Origin of the sequence: Sphingobacterium sp. UBA6317, from assembly GCF_002440385.1 — a bacterium.
Classification (GTDB): Bacteria; Bacteroidota; Bacteroidia; order Sphingobacteriales; family Sphingobacteriaceae; genus Sphingobacterium; species Sphingobacterium multivorum.
On sequence record NZ_DJTD01000060.1, the window covers coordinates 106989 to 123519 of the forward strand.

Consider the following 16531-nt stretch of genomic DNA (forward strand, 5'->3'; position numbering starts at 1 on the left):
CCCCTTTGCTGTTTTATGTATACGAATGAACGTACATTACAAATTACCTTTTTATCGAAAAATGTTACTTTCTTATCGAATAGAAAATCTTTTCACCACAGTTTCCGAACCTGCAACTACGCGTACAAAGTAAAATCCTGTCGTTAATTTTCCACCATGCTCAAAGGAAAGATTTTGAATTCCTGAATCCAGATTACCATTCATTAATTGGAGAATCTCATTGCCCAATGCATCCATTACTTTGATAGACACACTCGACGATTTTGCCAATTTAAAAGAAAGATTTATTTGTTCAGCAATCGGATTGTAGAAAACCTTCACATTATTGATAAGTTTCTCTGTCTCCTTGATGTTATTATCTTCTCCGAATGCCTCACTGCCGTCCCAAATATGTTGCGAAATAGTATGGTCATAAGGAGACTTTGCATACACCCGAGTCAACCCGCTACACAATGTCAGTGCGGATAAAAGTGTTAAACAAGCTGCTTTAAGTAGATTTCTCCCCATAGTGTTAAATTAGACTTCAAATACTGGTTACGGTTTAATCAAATATAACGCTAACTATTTGAATTATCAACAACAAAGTTAGTATTTTGTTTAAAAGTTTTTCAGCAAATAGATTCATTCTAAGTTTCTTTTAACAAATTTTAACAGCTCTTGCGCATGTCAAAGTAAATGCTAAAATTTGGCGCAGGAAATGTACCTACTTAAAGTACAGGCAAAAAGTATATTTTTGCAGTATATTTTGAAATAAAATAATTGATAAATGGCAGACAACAGTCATCACAACAGTATCAATAAGGTGAGTTTCGCCGGATTATTGATCAGTTTAGGAATCGTTTTTGGAGATATCGGAACTTCTCCATTGTATGTTTTCAAAGCAATCATGGGACAAGGAGCCATTCAAAAAGACTTAGTCTTGGGCGGGCTATCCTGTGTTTTTTGGACACTGACGCTCCAGACAACAGTAAAGTATGTTTGGATCACACTCCGGGCAGACAATAAAGGTGAAGGCGGTATCCTATCCCTCTATTCATTGGTACGCAAACGTGCCCCTTGGTTAATTTTCCCGGCGATGATCGGTGCAGCGACCTTGTTAGCGGACGGAATGATCACCCCTGCCATCACAATATCCTCGGCTATTGAAGGTTTGGATCTCAAATTCCCAGGATTACCTACAGTACCTATTGTAGTTACAATTATCTCCTTATTGTTTATTATCCAACGATTTGGAACATCTGTTGTAGGAAAGGTTTTCGGCCCATTGATGACCATCTGGTTTACAATCATTGGTGTAATCGGTTTATCTCATCTTCACCTCGCACCAGAAGTGATGAAAGCGATCAACCCCTATTATGCTTTCCATATTTTGATTACCTACCCCCATTCGCTATTACTGATCGGTGCCGTGTTTTTATGTACTACAGGTGCCGAAGCATTGTATTCGGATATGGGACACTGCGGTAAAAACAATATCCGCATCAGCTGGATCTACGTAAAAATCACACTTATACTAAATTATTTCGGACAAGGAGCCTGGTTGTTGACACAGGAAGGACGTGTCCTTGGAGGTGAAAATCCGTTCTACTCAATCATGCCCGATTGGTTTATAGGCTACGGTATCGCCATCGCGACGATTGCAGCGGTCATCGCCAGTCAAGCTATGATATCCGGATCATATACCCTAATTTCGGAAGCAGTACGGTTGAATATATGGCCTAAGGTGGCTATCCGCTACCCCAGTGAACATAAAGGTCAGTTGTATGTACCATCCATCAATTTAATTTTATGGGTCGGCTGTATGATTGTCATCTGGGTTTTTGAAGAATCAAGCCGAATGGATGCAGCCTATGGTCTTGCGATCAATTTAACGGTATTGATGACCACGATTTTAATGGGATACTTCCTCGCCATGAAAAAAGTCAACCGTGTACTAATTGCGGTATTTTTGATTGCTTATTTTGTTATTGAACTAACTTTCTTAATAGGAAATGGTGTCAAAATAGCCCATGGCGGTTGGTTGACTCTTCTGCTTGCCACTGCACTATATATAACAATGTATTGCTGGTACACAGCGCGAAAAATTAAAAATCGTTTTGTTAACTTCATTAACATCAATAAATACTACCCCATTATCTCCGAATTGAGCGAGGACAAATCCGTCCCTCCCTATGCGTCGCATTTGGTCTATCTGACAAGTGCAAATTTCAAATCCGAGATAGAGGCTAAAATTATTTATTCAATTATTAATAAAAAGCCAAAACGTGCGGATGTATATTGGCTCGTCCACGTTGATGTGATGGATCATCCACATACAAAAGAATATTCAATCGATCAGCTTATCCCGGGTAAGTTAATACGGGTTGATTTTAAACTTGGCTTTAGAGAGGAACAGCGCATCAGTCTACTGTTCAGAAAAGTAGTTGAGGAAATGGTAAAAAAAGGTGAAATTGACATCACCAGTCAATACGACACCCTACGTAAACACAATATTCCTGGTGACTTTAAGTTTGTTGTTTTGGAAAAAGTACTCTCCAAAACCAACCAGATGACATGGATAGAAAAAGTAATTATGGACATCTACGGTTACCTCAAAAAAATGAGTTTATCCGAAGAAAAAGGTTTTGGTTTAGATTCCAGCTTTGTTACAATTGAACGGGTTCCGCTCAATTTTCCACAGACTTCAGAGGTCCATCTCATACGGAAAGATTAAGACTCCTCAAGGTGATGCTCAAGCATCACCTTTTTTATTCAATAGAATTGCATTACTTTTGTTGCAAATAATACATCATGGCAGACGCTAATCCAAAAAAGAAATTACATCCTAGAAATAGACATCTCGATAACTACAATTTTGAAGAATTGAGCAAAGTGGAACCTTCGCTCAAAGATTTTGTTATAGAAAATGCGTATAAAGTAAAGTCCATCGATTTTAACAACCCCGATGCTGTTAAAACGTTAAACAAGGCACTTCTAAAAAAATATTACCACATTCAACACTGGGATATCCCCAAAGAGAATCTTTGCCCTCCTATTCCGGGCCGGGCAGATTATATTCATTATATCGCAGACGTTCTTGCAAGGGACAATAATGGTGAAATTCCAAAAGGCGGAAACATCCACGTCCTCGACATCGGTGTTGGTGCAAATTGTATCTACCCCATCATCGGACATCAGGAGTATGGATGGAGCTTTGTAGGGTCTGAAATCATCAAGAGCGCATACAAAAACGCCATCGAGATAACACGGACAAATATGAGCTTAAAAAAGAGCATACAGATCCGCCTCCAAAATAATCCGAAGGCCATATTCAAAGACATTATTCTTCCAGGGGAAAAATATGATGTGGTGATCTGTAATCCCCCATTTTTTAGCTCTCAGACCGAGGCTTTACAGCAGTCCATCCGTAAGACCACAGGTATCAAAGACGCTAAGATAGACGAAAAACCGGTCACACAGGCATTTTCTGGACAAGGAAGCGAGTTATGGTGCGATGGTGGTGAAAAAGCGTTCTTGTCACGCATGATCTTTGAAAGCCAATTTCACAAAGATCAAGTAAAATGGTTCACAACATTAGTTGCCCACCGCGAAGACATTCGCTTTCTACAACACAAACTAAAGAAAATAAACGTAAAAGAGACCGAAGTGATCCGCATGGAACAAGGTAATAAGGTAAGCCGGATCCTTTTATGGAGATTCTAATAAGTCCATGATATTCAAAAAAAAGGAGCTATCTTTTATGCAGATAGCTCCTTTTCTTTGATCCATTACTGTACGACGCTTCTCCTATACTAGGCTTGCGCCTGTTTATTTAACTTTGAATGTTTATAGCCATACATAAAATATACAGCCAATCCAATCACGAGCCAGATCACAAATATTATCCAGTTACTTGCCCCCAGCTCCGTCATTAAATACAGATTGATCAGAATACCAACGACAGGCAATAGGGAAAAGTTCATTTTAAAGCTATAAATCCCCAGTCCAAGCCAAGTTAACCAAAATATGATGACCAACATTTTATGTTCTAGAATTTCAAGGATGGTAAGCGATTTCCACTCCTGTATCGTTTCTTGCGCATAGCTAAAAATAAACACAATAGCAATCAGTAGCCCTGCACCAACCAAATACTTACCGTTGATGTAAGGAACTTTAAATTTGGATTTTGCCGATAAACCCGAATAATCCATATACAATACACCGGCGCACACAAGTATAAAGGCAAAAAAGGTACCGACGCTCGTTAAATCCACAAAGAAATCCATTTTAAAAAATAACGAAGGGATAGCAACCACCAAACCCGTTACAATAGTTGCAAACGAAGGTGTTTTATATTTTGGGTGAATGGTCGCAAACTTCTTCCACAACAAACCATCCCGACTCATCGTCATCCAGATTCTTGGTTGCGCCAATTGATACACTAGCAAGGCACTGGTGATGGCAATCACAGAGGTCACCGATATAATTCCGGCCATATGGTCAAAGCCCACATATTTAAACACGAAAGCAAGCGGATCCTTCACATTTAATTCGGTGTAATTAACCATCCCCGTCAAGACTAAGGTAATAGCAACATACAATACAGTACAAATCAATAGGCAATAGATCATCGCCTTAGGTAGATCGCGCTGCGGGTTTTTACACTCTTCGGCAGTTGTGGAGATCGAATCGAATCCGATAAAGGCAAAGAAAACCGCGGCCACACTTCCGAGTACACCTTTGAGGCCGTTCGGCGCAAAAGGTGTCCAATTTTCAGGTTTAATGAAAAATATACCCCCAAAAATTACAGCCAGGATAATCGCTACCTTGATCATAACCATAATCATACTCGCTTTCTGGGACTCTTTGATTCCGATATAAACCAACCAAGTAACCAAAAATGTAATGACACCTGCTGGTAAATCGAAAATAATAGGCAGTCCTCCTATTCGTGGTGCATTATTAAAAGCATCCAGACCATGTTGGTCGATTGCGGTCAGTGCAGCCGCACCATGTTGGTTCATCTTCTCTACAGCATCATAAGCATAGCCTGGCGCCATGGACAACCAAGCCGGTATGTGGAGTCCAAAGCCCTCCAGCATGGAGACAAAATACTGCGACCAGGAAATGGCAATAACCGTGTTGGAAACAGCATACTCCAAGACCAATGCCCAACCTATAATCCATGCAAACAACTCACCAAAGGCCACATAAGCGTATGTATATGCTGAGCCAGACACAGGAACTGTACTGGCAAATTGCGCATAGGCCAATGCCGTAAAAACACAGGCAAAAGCCGTAAAAACGAAGAGGAGTGATACCGCTGGTCCACCTTCATAACTCGCCAATCCAATTGTGCTGAAGATTCCAGCCCCTACAATAGCGGCGATACCCAACGAAACCAGATCTGTTACCCCCAATACCTTTGCAAGGCCCGTCCCCTCCTCTTTTTGAGTGTCATGCAGAATCTGATCAACACTTTTCTTCCGAAAAAGTCTATGTGACATGTAAATTTAGTTTTTGATACTTAAAATTATGCGAAAATAAATATTTTCAAGGTCTTATACTATTGGTATTTTCTGACAGACTAATTAAAGTCCACCAGCTCATATTGAATATACTGGTAAATTTCTTGATAATCGGTCATCTGCGTATGTAAATAGGAAATCAGCTGTTCTGTCAGAAGCTGTCTTTGCTCCACTGAAACTTCAAATTTCCACAATCGCTTACAAATATTGAAAAGCGCACCTGCGATTTTTTCTACCTGTGCATAGTCATAAATATACGCCCACTCAATAAACTGATGATAGAACTTTTCAAACTTAGGAATATCACTCAGCTGATTAATTTTCAAAAACTTCCGAACAGCATCTTCATTGACATGTACCAGTGCAGCGTAGAATTTATCGATGGAGACCGCTTTATTTTGTGTTAGGATATGATCCAACAATAGCTCCAACGCAATATGGGCCATAAAGGACGGACGGATAGGCAGCCCAGCTAAACTAGACTGGATTTTTAGTTTCAGCTGATGTGTATGATGAAAAAAGTAAGGTGAATTGTGAAATAGACGATCGACCTCGATATGACGGTTCCAGCCTATGTACAATTGTTCCAGTAAAGGATTGTCCAAGAGCTCATCTTCATACTGACGCGGTTTTAGCATAAAGGATTTATCCGCATTTTTTAATAGATCGGGTAACAATCCACCCACCATACGTTCGGGATTAGTTGCAAACCGTTCAAAATAGAAATGTGATAAAAAATTCATACCAGCTTATTAGCGTGTGCTTTTATGGGAAATTATTCGCTCAATATACGCTTAATCTCCTATCTTTGCATCTTGTAAATTAAAAAATTAAATCCATTTAACAATGAGCTTTGTAGAAGAATTACGTTGGAGAGGCATGTTGCAAGATATTATGCCAGGCACTGAAGACTTACTGAATAAAGAAAAAGTCGCTGGTTATATCGGCTTTGATCCCACAGGCGACTCTCTACACGTAGGACACTTGACGCAAATCATGACGTTGATCCATTTCCAAAATGCAGGCCACAAACCAGTTGCCCTGGTTGGAGGAGCAACAGGCATGATCGGAGACCCTTCTTTCAAATCTGCAGAGCGTAACTTGTTGGACGAAGCTACCTTACAGCATAATGTCGCTTGTCTGAAAAAGCAGTTAGGCAAATTTCTTGAATTTGGAGAAGGGGAAAATGACGCCCAAATGGTTAATAATTACGACTGGTTTAAAGATTTTAAATTTTTGGATTTTATTCGTGATATCGGTAAAATGATTACCGTTAACTATATGATGTCAAAAGATTCTGTAAAAAAACGTCTGGAAGGCGACAATGGTCTCTCATTTACAGAGTTTACCTATCAATTGATTCAAGGATATGACTTCTACTATCTTTGGAAGCACCACAACTGTAAAGTTCAAATGGGCGGGTCGGACCAATGGGGTAACATCGTAACAGGAAGCGAAATGATCCGTCGCCAAGATCAGGGAACAGCCTATGCCATCACGACGCAATTAATCAAAAAAGCCGACGGCCAGAAATTTGGAAAGACCGAATCTGGTGCCATATGGTTAGATCCAAAAAAAACTTCTCCGTATAAGTACTACCAATTTTGGTTGAATACGTCAGATGATGATGCTAAAAACTGGATCAAAATTTTTACACTCAAACCTCAGGAAGAAATTGAGTCCATTATTGCAGAACATGATGCAGCGCCACACTTACGTTTAGTTCAAAAAGCACTGGCAAAAGATATCACCATTCGTACCCACTCCGAAGAAGCGTACGAAACTGCGATCAAAACTTCTGAATTTCTTTTTGGAAATGGCTCTTTAGAATTCTTAAACAACTTAGATCACGACGCAGTTTTAGAGGTATTTGAAGGCATTCCGCAGTTTCAGGTCGCTAAAGCAGATCTCGCAGCAGGCATCAATATTCTTGATTTACTCGCTGTTCAGACACAGGTATTCCCGTCAAAAGGTGAAGCCCGCAAAATGCTTCAGGGCGGTGGCGTTTCGATCAACCGAGAAAAAGCAACTGATATTGAAGAGTCGATTACGGAGAATCACCTTGTAAACAATAAATATATTGTTGCACAACGCGGTAAAAAGAATTACTACTTGATTATTGTAGATTAATGATCAGCAGTATCCTGATTTAATAATCCATAAATATAAAAAAGTCCCTTTTGATTTGTTCAAAAGGGACTTTTTTATGCAATCCGATGCTATTCTTCATCCGCTGAAAAAATCGGTTAGATTATTTTAATAGCTTTTCAAATGCCTTACGTGATGCGCCTCTAAAATGTACCTCCCCACAATAGTGGTATCCCAACTTTTCAAACACATGCAACATACCTCCATTGTCAAAATTAGTATCCACCTTGATACTATAAACACCGTGATCAACGGCGATCTCCTCCACTCCGGACATAATAGCCGTCCCCACACCTTTTATATGTGGATCCTGCGCCGAGGCCAGTCGGTGTATACCCACATAAGGACCATCACTTAACCATTTTCCTTCAATATCATTATACGCAGGTTCGACATCAAAAATAATAGCAACATAACCTACAATCCGACGCTCCACTTCAACGACATGCCCATAGCCCTTATCAATATCCGACTGCACCACATCTTCATTCGGATAACCATCTTGCCATTGTCGGCTACCTTGTTCTTTCCTGAGGGCAATTGCTTGTTGTATAATTTCCCAAATCCGTTCTTTATCAGCTAAAGTCGCTTTTCGTATTTCAAACTTGTTCATCCGCTCTGTTATTTTTATTCGTAAAACTACATATTTTACAGCAACTCCAACGAATACACCAAAACAGTGGCAATCTATATTGATATCCACATTCTTTGGTCAACCCCATTTGCAGGGCATAGTATTTGCTAGTCATTATAACTATCAAGCTTTTTAGCTACATCTAAATTTATTCATTCATAAAAAACGACAAACTTAAAATAATTAGGCTATCGGCATCTTTAAAATACTATCAAAATAACTAAGTTTGTAAGCAGTATAATTGTGAGCTTTTCAATGTCAAACAAAGGAAATACATTTAGGCAGACAGGGAATTCAGTTTCCGGCAAACGTGCCCCTCAAAAGGAATCAACAACATTTAAAAAAGAAAAAAGTCAAAAAAATAGTGTACCAAGAGATTATTCTGATGCGCAGCAAAAGGCTGTCAAGATATTAGGGATTTTATTGATCTTGCTTTCATTAGCATTTGCTACCGCTTTCGTATCCTACCTATTCACTTGGGAAGACGATCAAAGTTATATCGCAAAAACTAATGGCGGATGGTCAACATTATTTAGATCTACGGAAGAAATTCATGATGAAAGTGTTGATCTACCCGTTGTTGACAATAAACTAGGGAAATTTGGTGCATTGCTTGCCAACCAATTCATGTACGAATGGTTTGGTGTCGCATCTTTTCTTTTTATCCCCGTATTATTCATTTTAGGATATCGCCTGTTGTTCAAGAAATCATTACTTCCGTTGTACCGTACGGTAGTCTATTCTTTCGTTACTATCGTTTTTATCTCGGTAACATTAGGCTTCCTGCATGGATTTATGGCCGATACACCGCATATGCTTGAGGGCAAATTTGGCTTTTGGACCAATAAATTATTGGAAGCACAAGTTGGCATTGTCGGCGTTGGCTGTATATTGGCTTTTGCCTACCTGACGACATTGATCTTACTTTACAACCTCGATTTTAAATTTGTCCTATTCAGTAACAGGAAATCCAAGTCATTCTCCGAAGATACGGACGAAGAGGATGAGGATGAATACGCTCCACAAAATCTTAGAAACAAAATTCATATTGAAGATGATTCCATCCAGTCGGTGCGAGAATCTTTCCAACGGTCAACGTCAATCAATGAGCGATTTCAATCTGCTCGGGACAAAGAGGTACAGGAAGAACTTCAGCGTCCTGCCTTTACGCATCACCCTGTACCCGAAGTACAAATTGATCCGAAGGACAAAGTGGTGCTCACCTTCGACGATAGTCCGCTTGAAAGAACAGAGAATACACCTTCAATCAGTTTTACAATTGATCAGCCAAATGAAGAATTTGAAGCCGAAGACTTACCGTTAATCCAGGAATATCAAGCGCCGAAAATCGAAGCAGAACCCCAACGAGAGCCAGAAGCTATTATTGAACCCGATGCAGTACCCGGTCTGGTGGTCGAAGATATCAAAGAGGAAAAAGAAATTACCGCCAGTGATCTTGTGGCCCAATTCGGACAGTATGACCCAAAATTGGATCTTTCTGGCTACCAACATCCGGCATTGGATTTATTGAAGGACTATGGTGGTGGTAAAATTACCATCAATCAACAGGAACTCGAAGCGAACAAAAATAGGATTGTTGATACACTGAGAAACTATAGCATCGAGATCGAAAGCATCAAGGCAACGATAGGACCAACGGTGACTTTGTATGAAATTATACCAAAACCAGGTGTACGGATTTCAAAAATCAAAAATCTGGAAGATGACATTGCCTTAAGTCTTGCGGCCTTAGGTATCCGGATCATTGCACCGATGCCCGGAAAAGGAACTATTGGTATTGAGGTACCAAACTCCAGTCCGGAAATGGTGTCCATGCGATCGGTCCTTGCTACGGAGAAGTTTCAGAAAACAGATATGGATCTCCCGATCGCTTTAGGTAAGACAATTTCAAATGAAGTGTATATTGCCGATTTAGCTAAAATGCCTCACCTTCTGGTTGCGGGGGCTACCGGGCAAGGTAAATCAGTAGGTATTAACGCGATTCTGACCTCTCTACTGTATAAAAAACATCCAGCCGAACTAAAATTTGTCCTTGTTGACCCTAAGAAAGTGGAACTTTCTCTATTCAAAAAAGTAGAGCGCCACTTCCTTGCAAAATTGCCTGACGACGGAGATGCGATTATCACCGATACGAAGAAAGTAATCAACACCTTAAATTCCCTCTGTATAGAAATGGATCAACGTTATGATTTGTTAAAAAATGCGCAGGTACGGAATTTAAAGGAATATAATGCAAAATTTATCAATCGCAGATTAAACCCTGAGGAGGGTCATCGATTCTTACCATATATCGTTCTTATTGTTGATGAGTTTGCCGACTTGATGATGACAGCAGGAAAAGAGGTCGAAACACCGATTGCACGATTGGCACAATTGGCCCGTGCGGTAGGAATTCACCTGGTTATTGCAACCCAGCGTCCTTCTGTCAATATCATTACCGGTACAATCAAGGCCAACTTCCCTGCACGTCTGGCATTCCGTGTGTTGTCGAAAGTCGATTCACGGACCATTCTAGATACAGGCGGTGCAGATCAGTTGATCGGTCGGGGTGACATGCTTCTAGCGACTGGAAGTGATTTGATACGTATTCAATGTGCTTTTGTGGATACGCCTGAGGTTGAACAAATTTCCGATTACATCGGTGCGCAACGAGGCTATCCTTCGGCATTTATGCTTCCGGAGTACGTAGACGAAAACGGAGATGGTTCTGGTAGTGTAGATTTTGACCCCAAAGACCGCGATCAGTTGTTCGAAGAAGCTGCCCGATTGATTGTCATGCATCAGCAAGGCTCTACGTCATTAATCCAACGTAAATTAAAATTGGGTTATAACAGAGCAGGACGAATCATCGATCAATTGGAAGCTGCAGGAATTGTAGGTCCATTTGAAGGAAGTAAGGCCCGGGAAGTGCTTTATCCAGATGAGTATTCATTAGAACAATTTTTGGAGACGTTAAGAAAGGACAACTAAGATGAAAAAACAAGTATGGTTTATTGTAGGTCTGCTAATCATGGCATACAGCCAAAACAGTTATGCACAAAATGACGCTGCTGCCAAGGCGCTACTGACGAAAGTAAGCCAAAAGTACAATGCATACAAAACAATACAGGCCAATTTCTCATTAGATATTAAACAAGCTAATGGCGGCTCGCATACTGATGCCGGAACAATATACCTGGACAAGAGTAACAACAAGTACCAGGTCAATACCAAAAATCAAGTATTGATATCGGATTCCAAGACACAGTGGAATATCATGAAAGCGGAAAAAGAAGTTGAAATCTCAGAAGCAAGCAATTCGACCAACGAGATCAATCCAACAAATATATTCAGCTTTTATACTACCGGTTTTAAATATACCTTGACCAATACAGAAAAGGTAAAAGGGCTTACACTAAGTGTTGTTGAATTAAGTCCTCTTGATAGCAAAAAAAACTATTCAAAGATCAAGCTGCGCATTAACAAAGCAAGCAGTCTGATCTATGATACCACCGTATTTGATAAAATTGGTAATCGCTATACGTATACATTAACTTCTCAGGAAGGTAATAAGGCGCTTTCCGGTAGTCTATTCGTATTCAACAAAAATGATTATAAAGGCTTCGACATCGTCGATCTGAGGTAAAAATAGAACAATGCTACAGGTCTGATTAAAGACAGTACAATAAAAAGGGCTTTCCACTATGTAGTGGAAAGCCCTTTTTATTGTGAAGTACACTATTTTACAGCATGTTCGGTTCCTTATCCAACGTCTCACTTTCTTTATTGGCATAACGTGAATAGCCATGCTTCTGTGGATGTTCGATAATTTCCTTCATAGAAACAAGTTTGTACACATACGAACCCGTTTCATTATTCAATTTCAAGGCAAAATAGTCGTCCTTTTTTTGTCTTCTTATAGAACCTCTTAAACTGCCATCACCGACATTATACGCCGCAGCAACCAAGGTCCAGTTACCAAATTGGCCATAGAGGTATTTGAGGTATCTCGCTGCAGCATGCGTAGATTTAACAAGATCCTTTCGGTCGTCTACCGTACCATTGACTTTTAATCCATACAAACGGGCTGTTGCCGGCATAAATTGCCAATAGCCACCAGCTCCCTTCGATGAAACAACAGCTTTACTAAGGCCACTTTCCACCAATGGAATGTACTTGAAATCTTCCGGAATACCATGTGATTTAAGGATCTTTGCAATCATAGGCAAGTAGGTCTCTGCCTTTTTATGCATATCGTACGATCCTGTTTTTTTAAACGAGAATCGACTGAAAAATTTACGCAATTTACTTTCCACAAGCGGACGATCCATCGGTAATGAATCTTCGGCAAATGTCAATGAATTCATATACGATTCAAAGGAATTGCTTTTTTCTTTTTTTTCTTCTTCATCCCCATGATGAACGGGAACTACTACGAGCTTCGGTTCAACGATCTTATCGCCGTTTGAAGCATTGTTGTGTGGGGTTGAGTATAACTTTGACAGCAATAAAGCAAACAAAATCAAACTACTACATAAAACTTTCTTTCTTATCATTCACTCCCTTAATGCTACCCTATCCACGACTGCAATCGATCAAAAAATAGCTTGGTTCAAATTCAAGGGTACAAAGGTAAACACTATTTATTTAAAAAACAAATAGTTACATTCTAGACAACTTAAAGCGGCTTTGTTAGCGTAAAAACGCAGCAAATTCAAGAAAAGACAAAAAGATAAGGATTTTTTCGCAAAACCCAAAATTATACCTAACTTTGTCGTTCACATTTTAGCAAAACACAATGCCATTCAGCAATAAAAGGAACAGTCGTGATGACAACTCCAGAAAGTCACGAGGCAACTCAGATAGTTTCAAATCTAGAGGCGATAAGAACAATAGTTTCGGAAAAAAATCATATGGGTCGAATGACCAATCTGAAAGAGGCTCTTTCAGAAAAGATGATAATCGTGAGAACAGATCATTCGGATCTAAAAAATTCTCAGACAAACCTTCCTTCCGAGGAGATAACAATTCCTTCCGTTCAAAAGATAATTCAGAAAAATCCTTTGGTAGAGGAGGCCGCTCATTTGATAAAAATGATTCTTCAAGATCTTTTGACAAAAAAGATTCCTTCAATAAATTTGATAGATCAGAACGTTCTTTTGACAAAAAAGATAACTTCAAACGTTCCGATAGAAAGGACTCTTCAAGATCTTTTGACCGTTCAGAACGTTCTTTTGATAAAAGAGATAGTTTCAAACGTACAGATAGAAATGATTCCTCAAGATCTTTTGACCGTTCAGAGCGTTCTTTTGATAAAAGAGATAACTTCAAACGTTCAGACAGAAATGACAGCCCAAGATCATTCGATAGATCAGAGCGTTCTTTTGACAAAAGAGACAGTTTCAAACGTTCAGACAGAAATGACGCTCCAAGATCTTTTGACCGTTCAGAGCGTTCTTTCGATAAAAAAGATAACTTCAAACGTTCAGACAGAAATGACAGCCCAAGATCATTCGATAGATCAGAGCGTTCTTTTGACAAAAGAGACAGTTTCAAACGTTCAGACAGAAATGACTCTTCAAGACCTTCTAACAGAAAGTTTGATGGCGATAAAAGTAGGAATTTTGACGACAACAAAAACTTTGGTGATAAACAATATATTAAACGTCCAAAGAAAAAAGCAGAGGATGCAGAAGATGACGGCTTAGTTCGTTTAAATCGTTACATCGCCAATGCTGGTATCTGTTCAAGACGTAAAGCGGATGAGCTTATCACTGCTGGTGTTATTTGGGTAAATGGAGAACCTGTTACGGAATTGGGTACCAAGGTGGATCCTGCAACAGATGAAATCCGTTACAACAACGAACGTCTAAAACGTGAAAAAAATGTTTATGTTTTGTTGAACAAACCAAAAGATTATATCACGACTACAGATGATCCGCAGGAGCGTCATACCGTAATGGAACTTGTTTCTAAAGCGACAAAAGAAAGAATCTATCCTGTTGGTCGTCTTGACAGAAACACAACAGGACTACTTTTGATGACAAATGATGGTAGTCTTGCTGAAAAACTTTCACACCCGCGCAACAGCATCAGCAAAATCTATAATGTCGAGTTAAACAAAAGCCTTACACAAGGCGATTTTAACAAAATCAGCTTTGGTATCGAATTAGAGGACGGTGTAATTAAACCAGATGACTTGAGCTATGTTCAAGGCGGATCGAAACGTGAAGTCGGTATCCAAATCCACTCGGGGAAAAATCGTATCGTACGTCGTATTTTTGAGTCATTAGGATATGAAGTCGTTAAATTGGATCGTGTGGTTTATGCAAACTTAACGAAAAAAGACCTTCCACGTGGCCGTTGGAGATATTTAGAAGAGCGTGAAATCGTGCAGTTAAAGCACCTGATTTAATCGCTTAAGCAGATAAATAAAAATAAAGGACGGTCATTCAGTTAAGCGTCCTTTATTTTTTATATTTGCTCTTTCAAATAATAAAACAAAGAATATGACTGATCCGAAAACACTTTCATCCGTTGCGGAATTCCATAAAACATTCCAACATCCAATCCTAGACACGCCTACTATTCCATCTGAACAAAGATGTGCCTTACGGGTATCGTTGATCGCTGAGGAATTAAAAGAATTAGAAGAGGCCATCCGGGATAAAGATTTGGTCGAGATTGCAGATGCGCTATGTGACATTCAATATGTACTTGCTGGAGCGGTATTAGAATTTGGTTTAAAAGATAAATTCTCTGCTCTTTTTGATGAAGTTCAACGTTCCAATATGAGCAAAGCATGTAAAGACGAAGCAGAAGCCATCGCTACACAGGAGCACTATAAATTAAAAGGTGTAGAATCCTATTATAAAGAAGTTGATGGCAAATTTCTGGTATTCAGAACAGCTGACAATAAAACGTTAAAATCCATCAATTACTCTCCAGCCGATCTAAAAACAATTGTTGAGGGCTAAATAAAGATGGTAATCGTACCCTTTTTTTGTAGGTAAACAGCAAAGGCTTCATTAGAGAAGCCTTTGCTGTTTTTATAGCGCTGAATATATTCATTAAACGCGATAGCATACAATGATCTATCAAAAGAGTATAAAATATTAGGAACGGCTAAAAAAGACTCCCCTGCACGACCTGACGTGCTTCCAATCCCTTATCGATGTATGTTTGAATACCTGATTTCGGTAAGCCCCAATTCGGAGCAATTAACAATTCTTTATCTGCAATCCCGAAAATACGTTGAATGATCAGATCAGGACGCAATCGAGGAATAAACTTTGCTAAGAATTCCGTATAACCTTCTATCGAGAAAAGTTCAAAAGGCTCACGTTTGAACTTAACGCCCATAATAGATCCCTCTACAATATGTAAGTGATGCAACTTCACAAATTTAATTTGTGGAAAGCGGTTGATTTCATCTGCATATTTCAACATCATTTCTTCAGATTCCCACGGGAAGCCAAAGATGGTATGCACACAAAGCTCCAACGGAGTATCTTTCAGCATATTCATGGCCTGAACAAATTCGTCGTGAGAACAGCCTCTATTGATCTGCTCCAATGTATCATTGTAGATAGATTCCATACCCATCTCCAAATCTACATCGTAACGATCTGTGTAAGACTCCAACAATGCAATCTTTTCAAAATCCAAACAATCAGGACGTGTACCCACAGAAAGACCCAAAGTATTTTCAGGATCAATACTTAAAGCCTCATCATACATCATCTTCAGTAGATGAGTCGGCGCATATGTATTTGTATTTGGCTGGAAATAAATAATAAACTTCTCAGCGCCATAGCTATTACGTGCTCTTTCAATACCCGATTCCACCTGCTCGCGTATAGAAGGAATTTTCCGGGCAGTATCCGGTGTAAAAGAATCTACATTACAGTACGTACAACCACCATAGCCCTTACTACCATCACGATTGGGGCAGGTAAAATTACCATCCACAATCACTTTAAACACTTTCTGTCCGTTATACTTTTGCTTTAAATAAGCCCCGTAATGATTATACGGTTTAATTCCGTTGTCCAATAATGTACCCATTGCGCTGCAAAGTTACTCAATAAAAATCATAATTGTATTATTGCTCAGGAACAAAGCACTATGACATCACCCATTGTTGCGTCATTGTAAAAGATATCAGTTGTAAGGATAAACACTATTTTTACAGTAATAGATAGGCAGGTAGCTATACGCAAGAAGCCCTTGACTGTTTCCA

The 16531-nt window shown here is 39.4% G+C and carries 13 protein-coding genes; 7 read left to right on the forward strand and 6 right to left on the reverse strand.

The window, feature by feature from the left end; genetic code table 11:
• Positions 1–72 precede the first annotated feature (72 nt).
• Positions 73–507, reverse strand: coding sequence for a T9SS type A sorting domain-containing protein (locus tag B3E92_RS20135; protein WP_070563202.1), 435 nt, complete (start codon positions 505–507; stop codon positions 73–75).
• 259 nt (positions 508–766) lie between these two features.
• Between B3E92_RS20135 and B3E92_RS20140 the strand changes: the two genes are divergently transcribed.
• Both B3E92_RS20140 and rlmF read left to right on the forward strand, forming a co-directional pair.
• On the forward strand, positions 767–2713 hold the full coding sequence (locus B3E92_RS20140; RefSeq protein ID WP_046671947.1) for a KUP/HAK/KT family potassium transporter: 1947 nt from the start codon (positions 767–769) through the stop codon (positions 2711–2713).
• A 77-nt stretch (positions 2714–2790) separates the two neighbouring features.
• Positions 2791–3702 (forward strand): 23S rRNA (adenine(1618)-N(6))-methyltransferase RlmF, encoded by a 912-nt coding sequence (rlmF, locus tag B3E92_RS20145; RefSeq protein ID WP_070563205.1) that lies wholly within the window; start codon positions 2791–2793, stop codon positions 3700–3702.
• An 89-nt stretch (positions 3703–3791) separates the two neighbouring features.
• On the opposite strand, the gene B3E92_RS20150 is transcribed toward rlmF, so the two are convergent.
• Both B3E92_RS20150 and B3E92_RS20155 read right to left on the reverse strand, forming a co-directional pair.
• Positions 3792–5486: an amino acid permease gene (locus tag B3E92_RS20150; protein WP_070563207.1), complete on the reverse strand. Its 1695-nt coding sequence runs from the start codon at positions 5484–5486 to the stop codon at positions 3792–3794.
• A gap of 80 nt (positions 5487–5566) precedes the next feature.
• Positions 5567–6250, reverse strand: a complete 684-nt coding sequence (locus tag B3E92_RS20155; RefSeq protein WP_070563210.1) for an ACP phosphodiesterase — start codon at positions 6248–6250, stop codon at positions 5567–5569.
• A 103-nt stretch (positions 6251–6353) separates the two neighbouring features.
• On the opposite strand from B3E92_RS20155, the gene tyrS reads away from it, so the two are divergent.
• A complete protein-coding gene (tyrS, locus tag B3E92_RS20160; protein ID WP_286898063.1) occupies positions 6354–7637 on the forward strand; it encodes a tyrosine--tRNA ligase in 1284 nt (427 codons plus the stop codon).
• A gap of 121 nt (positions 7638–7758) precedes the next feature.
• Here tyrS and B3E92_RS20165 read toward each other — a convergent pair whose 3' ends face one another.
• Entirely contained in the window at positions 7759–8268 is a 510-nt protein-coding gene (locus B3E92_RS20165) for a GNAT family N-acetyltransferase (protein ID WP_159333403.1), read from the reverse strand.
• A 276-nt stretch (positions 8269–8544) separates the two neighbouring features.
• Here B3E92_RS20165 and B3E92_RS20170 point away from each other — a divergent pair, with 276 nt between their 5' ends.
• Both B3E92_RS20170 and B3E92_RS20175 read left to right on the forward strand, forming a co-directional pair.
• Positions 8545–11280 (forward strand): FtsK/SpoIIIE family DNA translocase, encoded by a 2736-nt coding sequence (locus tag B3E92_RS20170; protein ID WP_286898065.1) that lies wholly within the window; start codon positions 8545–8547, stop codon positions 11278–11280.
• A 1-nt stretch (position 11281) separates the two neighbouring features.
• On the forward strand, positions 11282–11935 hold the full coding sequence (locus B3E92_RS20175; RefSeq protein WP_286898067.1) for a LolA family protein: 654 nt from the start codon (positions 11282–11284) through the stop codon (positions 11933–11935).
• A 97-nt stretch (positions 11936–12032) separates the two neighbouring features.
• On the opposite strand, the gene B3E92_RS20180 is transcribed toward B3E92_RS20175, so the two are convergent.
• Positions 12033–12845, reverse strand: coding sequence for a lytic transglycosylase domain-containing protein (locus B3E92_RS20180; RefSeq protein WP_112375476.1), 813 nt, complete (start codon positions 12843–12845; stop codon positions 12033–12035).
• Between the two features lie 242 nt (positions 12846–13087).
• Here B3E92_RS20180 and B3E92_RS20185 point away from each other — a divergent pair, with 242 nt between their 5' ends.
• Both B3E92_RS20185 and B3E92_RS20190 read left to right on the forward strand, forming a co-directional pair.
• Positions 13088–14704, forward strand: coding sequence for a pseudouridine synthase (locus B3E92_RS20185; protein ID WP_286898069.1), 1617 nt, complete (start codon positions 13088–13090; stop codon positions 14702–14704).
• 94 nt (positions 14705–14798) lie between these two features.
• Positions 14799–15266: a nucleoside triphosphate pyrophosphohydrolase family protein gene (locus tag B3E92_RS20190; RefSeq protein WP_070570070.1), complete on the forward strand. Its 468-nt coding sequence runs from the start codon at positions 14799–14801 to the stop codon at positions 15264–15266.
• Positions 15267–15414: 148 nt separating this feature from the next.
• On the opposite strand, the gene B3E92_RS20195 is transcribed toward B3E92_RS20190, so the two are convergent.
• Positions 15415–16356 (reverse strand): TIGR01212 family radical SAM protein, encoded by a 942-nt coding sequence (locus tag B3E92_RS20195; protein WP_070570068.1) that lies wholly within the window; start codon positions 16354–16356, stop codon positions 15415–15417.
• Between the last annotated feature and the right edge of the window lie 175 nt (positions 16357–16531).

Coding starts and splice junctions, on each gene's coding strand:
- B3E92_RS20155 (WP_070563210.1), bottom strand. CDS start 6,250: ATGAATTTTTTATCACATTTCTATTTTGAACGGTTTGCAACTAATCCC.
- B3E92_RS20185 (WP_286898069.1), top strand. CDS start 13,088: ATGCCATTCAGCAATAAAAGGAACAGTCGTGATGACAACTCCAGAAAG.
- B3E92_RS20180 (WP_112375476.1), bottom strand. CDS start 12,845: ATGATAAGAAAGAAAGTTTTATGTAGTAGTTTGATTTTGTTTGCTTTA.
- tyrS (WP_286898063.1), top strand. CDS start 6,354: ATGAGCTTTGTAGAAGAATTACGTTGGAGAGGCATGTTGCAAGATATT.
- B3E92_RS20150 (WP_070563207.1), bottom strand. CDS start 5,486: ATGTCACATAGACTTTTTCGGAAGAAAAGTGTTGATCAGATTCTGCAT.
- rlmF (WP_070563205.1), top strand. CDS start 2,791: ATGGCAGACGCTAATCCAAAAAAGAAATTACATCCTAGAAATAGACAT.
- B3E92_RS20175 (WP_286898067.1), top strand. CDS start 11,282: ATGAAAAAACAAGTATGGTTTATTGTAGGTCTGCTAATCATGGCATAC.
- B3E92_RS20190 (WP_070570070.1), top strand. CDS start 14,799: ATGACTGATCCGAAAACACTTTCATCCGTTGCGGAATTCCATAAAACA.
- B3E92_RS20135 (WP_070563202.1), bottom strand. CDS start 507: ATGGGGAGAAATCTACTTAAAGCAGCTTGTTTAACACTTTTATCCGCA.
- B3E92_RS20140 (WP_046671947.1), top strand. CDS start 767: ATGGCAGACAACAGTCATCACAACAGTATCAATAAGGTGAGTTTCGCC.
- B3E92_RS20195 (WP_070570068.1), bottom strand. CDS start 16,356: ATGGGTACATTATTGGACAACGGAATTAAACCGTATAATCATTACGGG.
- B3E92_RS20170 (WP_286898065.1), top strand. CDS start 8,545: ATGTCAAACAAAGGAAATACATTTAGGCAGACAGGGAATTCAGTTTCC.
- B3E92_RS20165 (WP_159333403.1), bottom strand. CDS start 8,268: ATGAACAAGTTTGAAATACGAAAAGCGACTTTAGCTGATAAAGAACGG.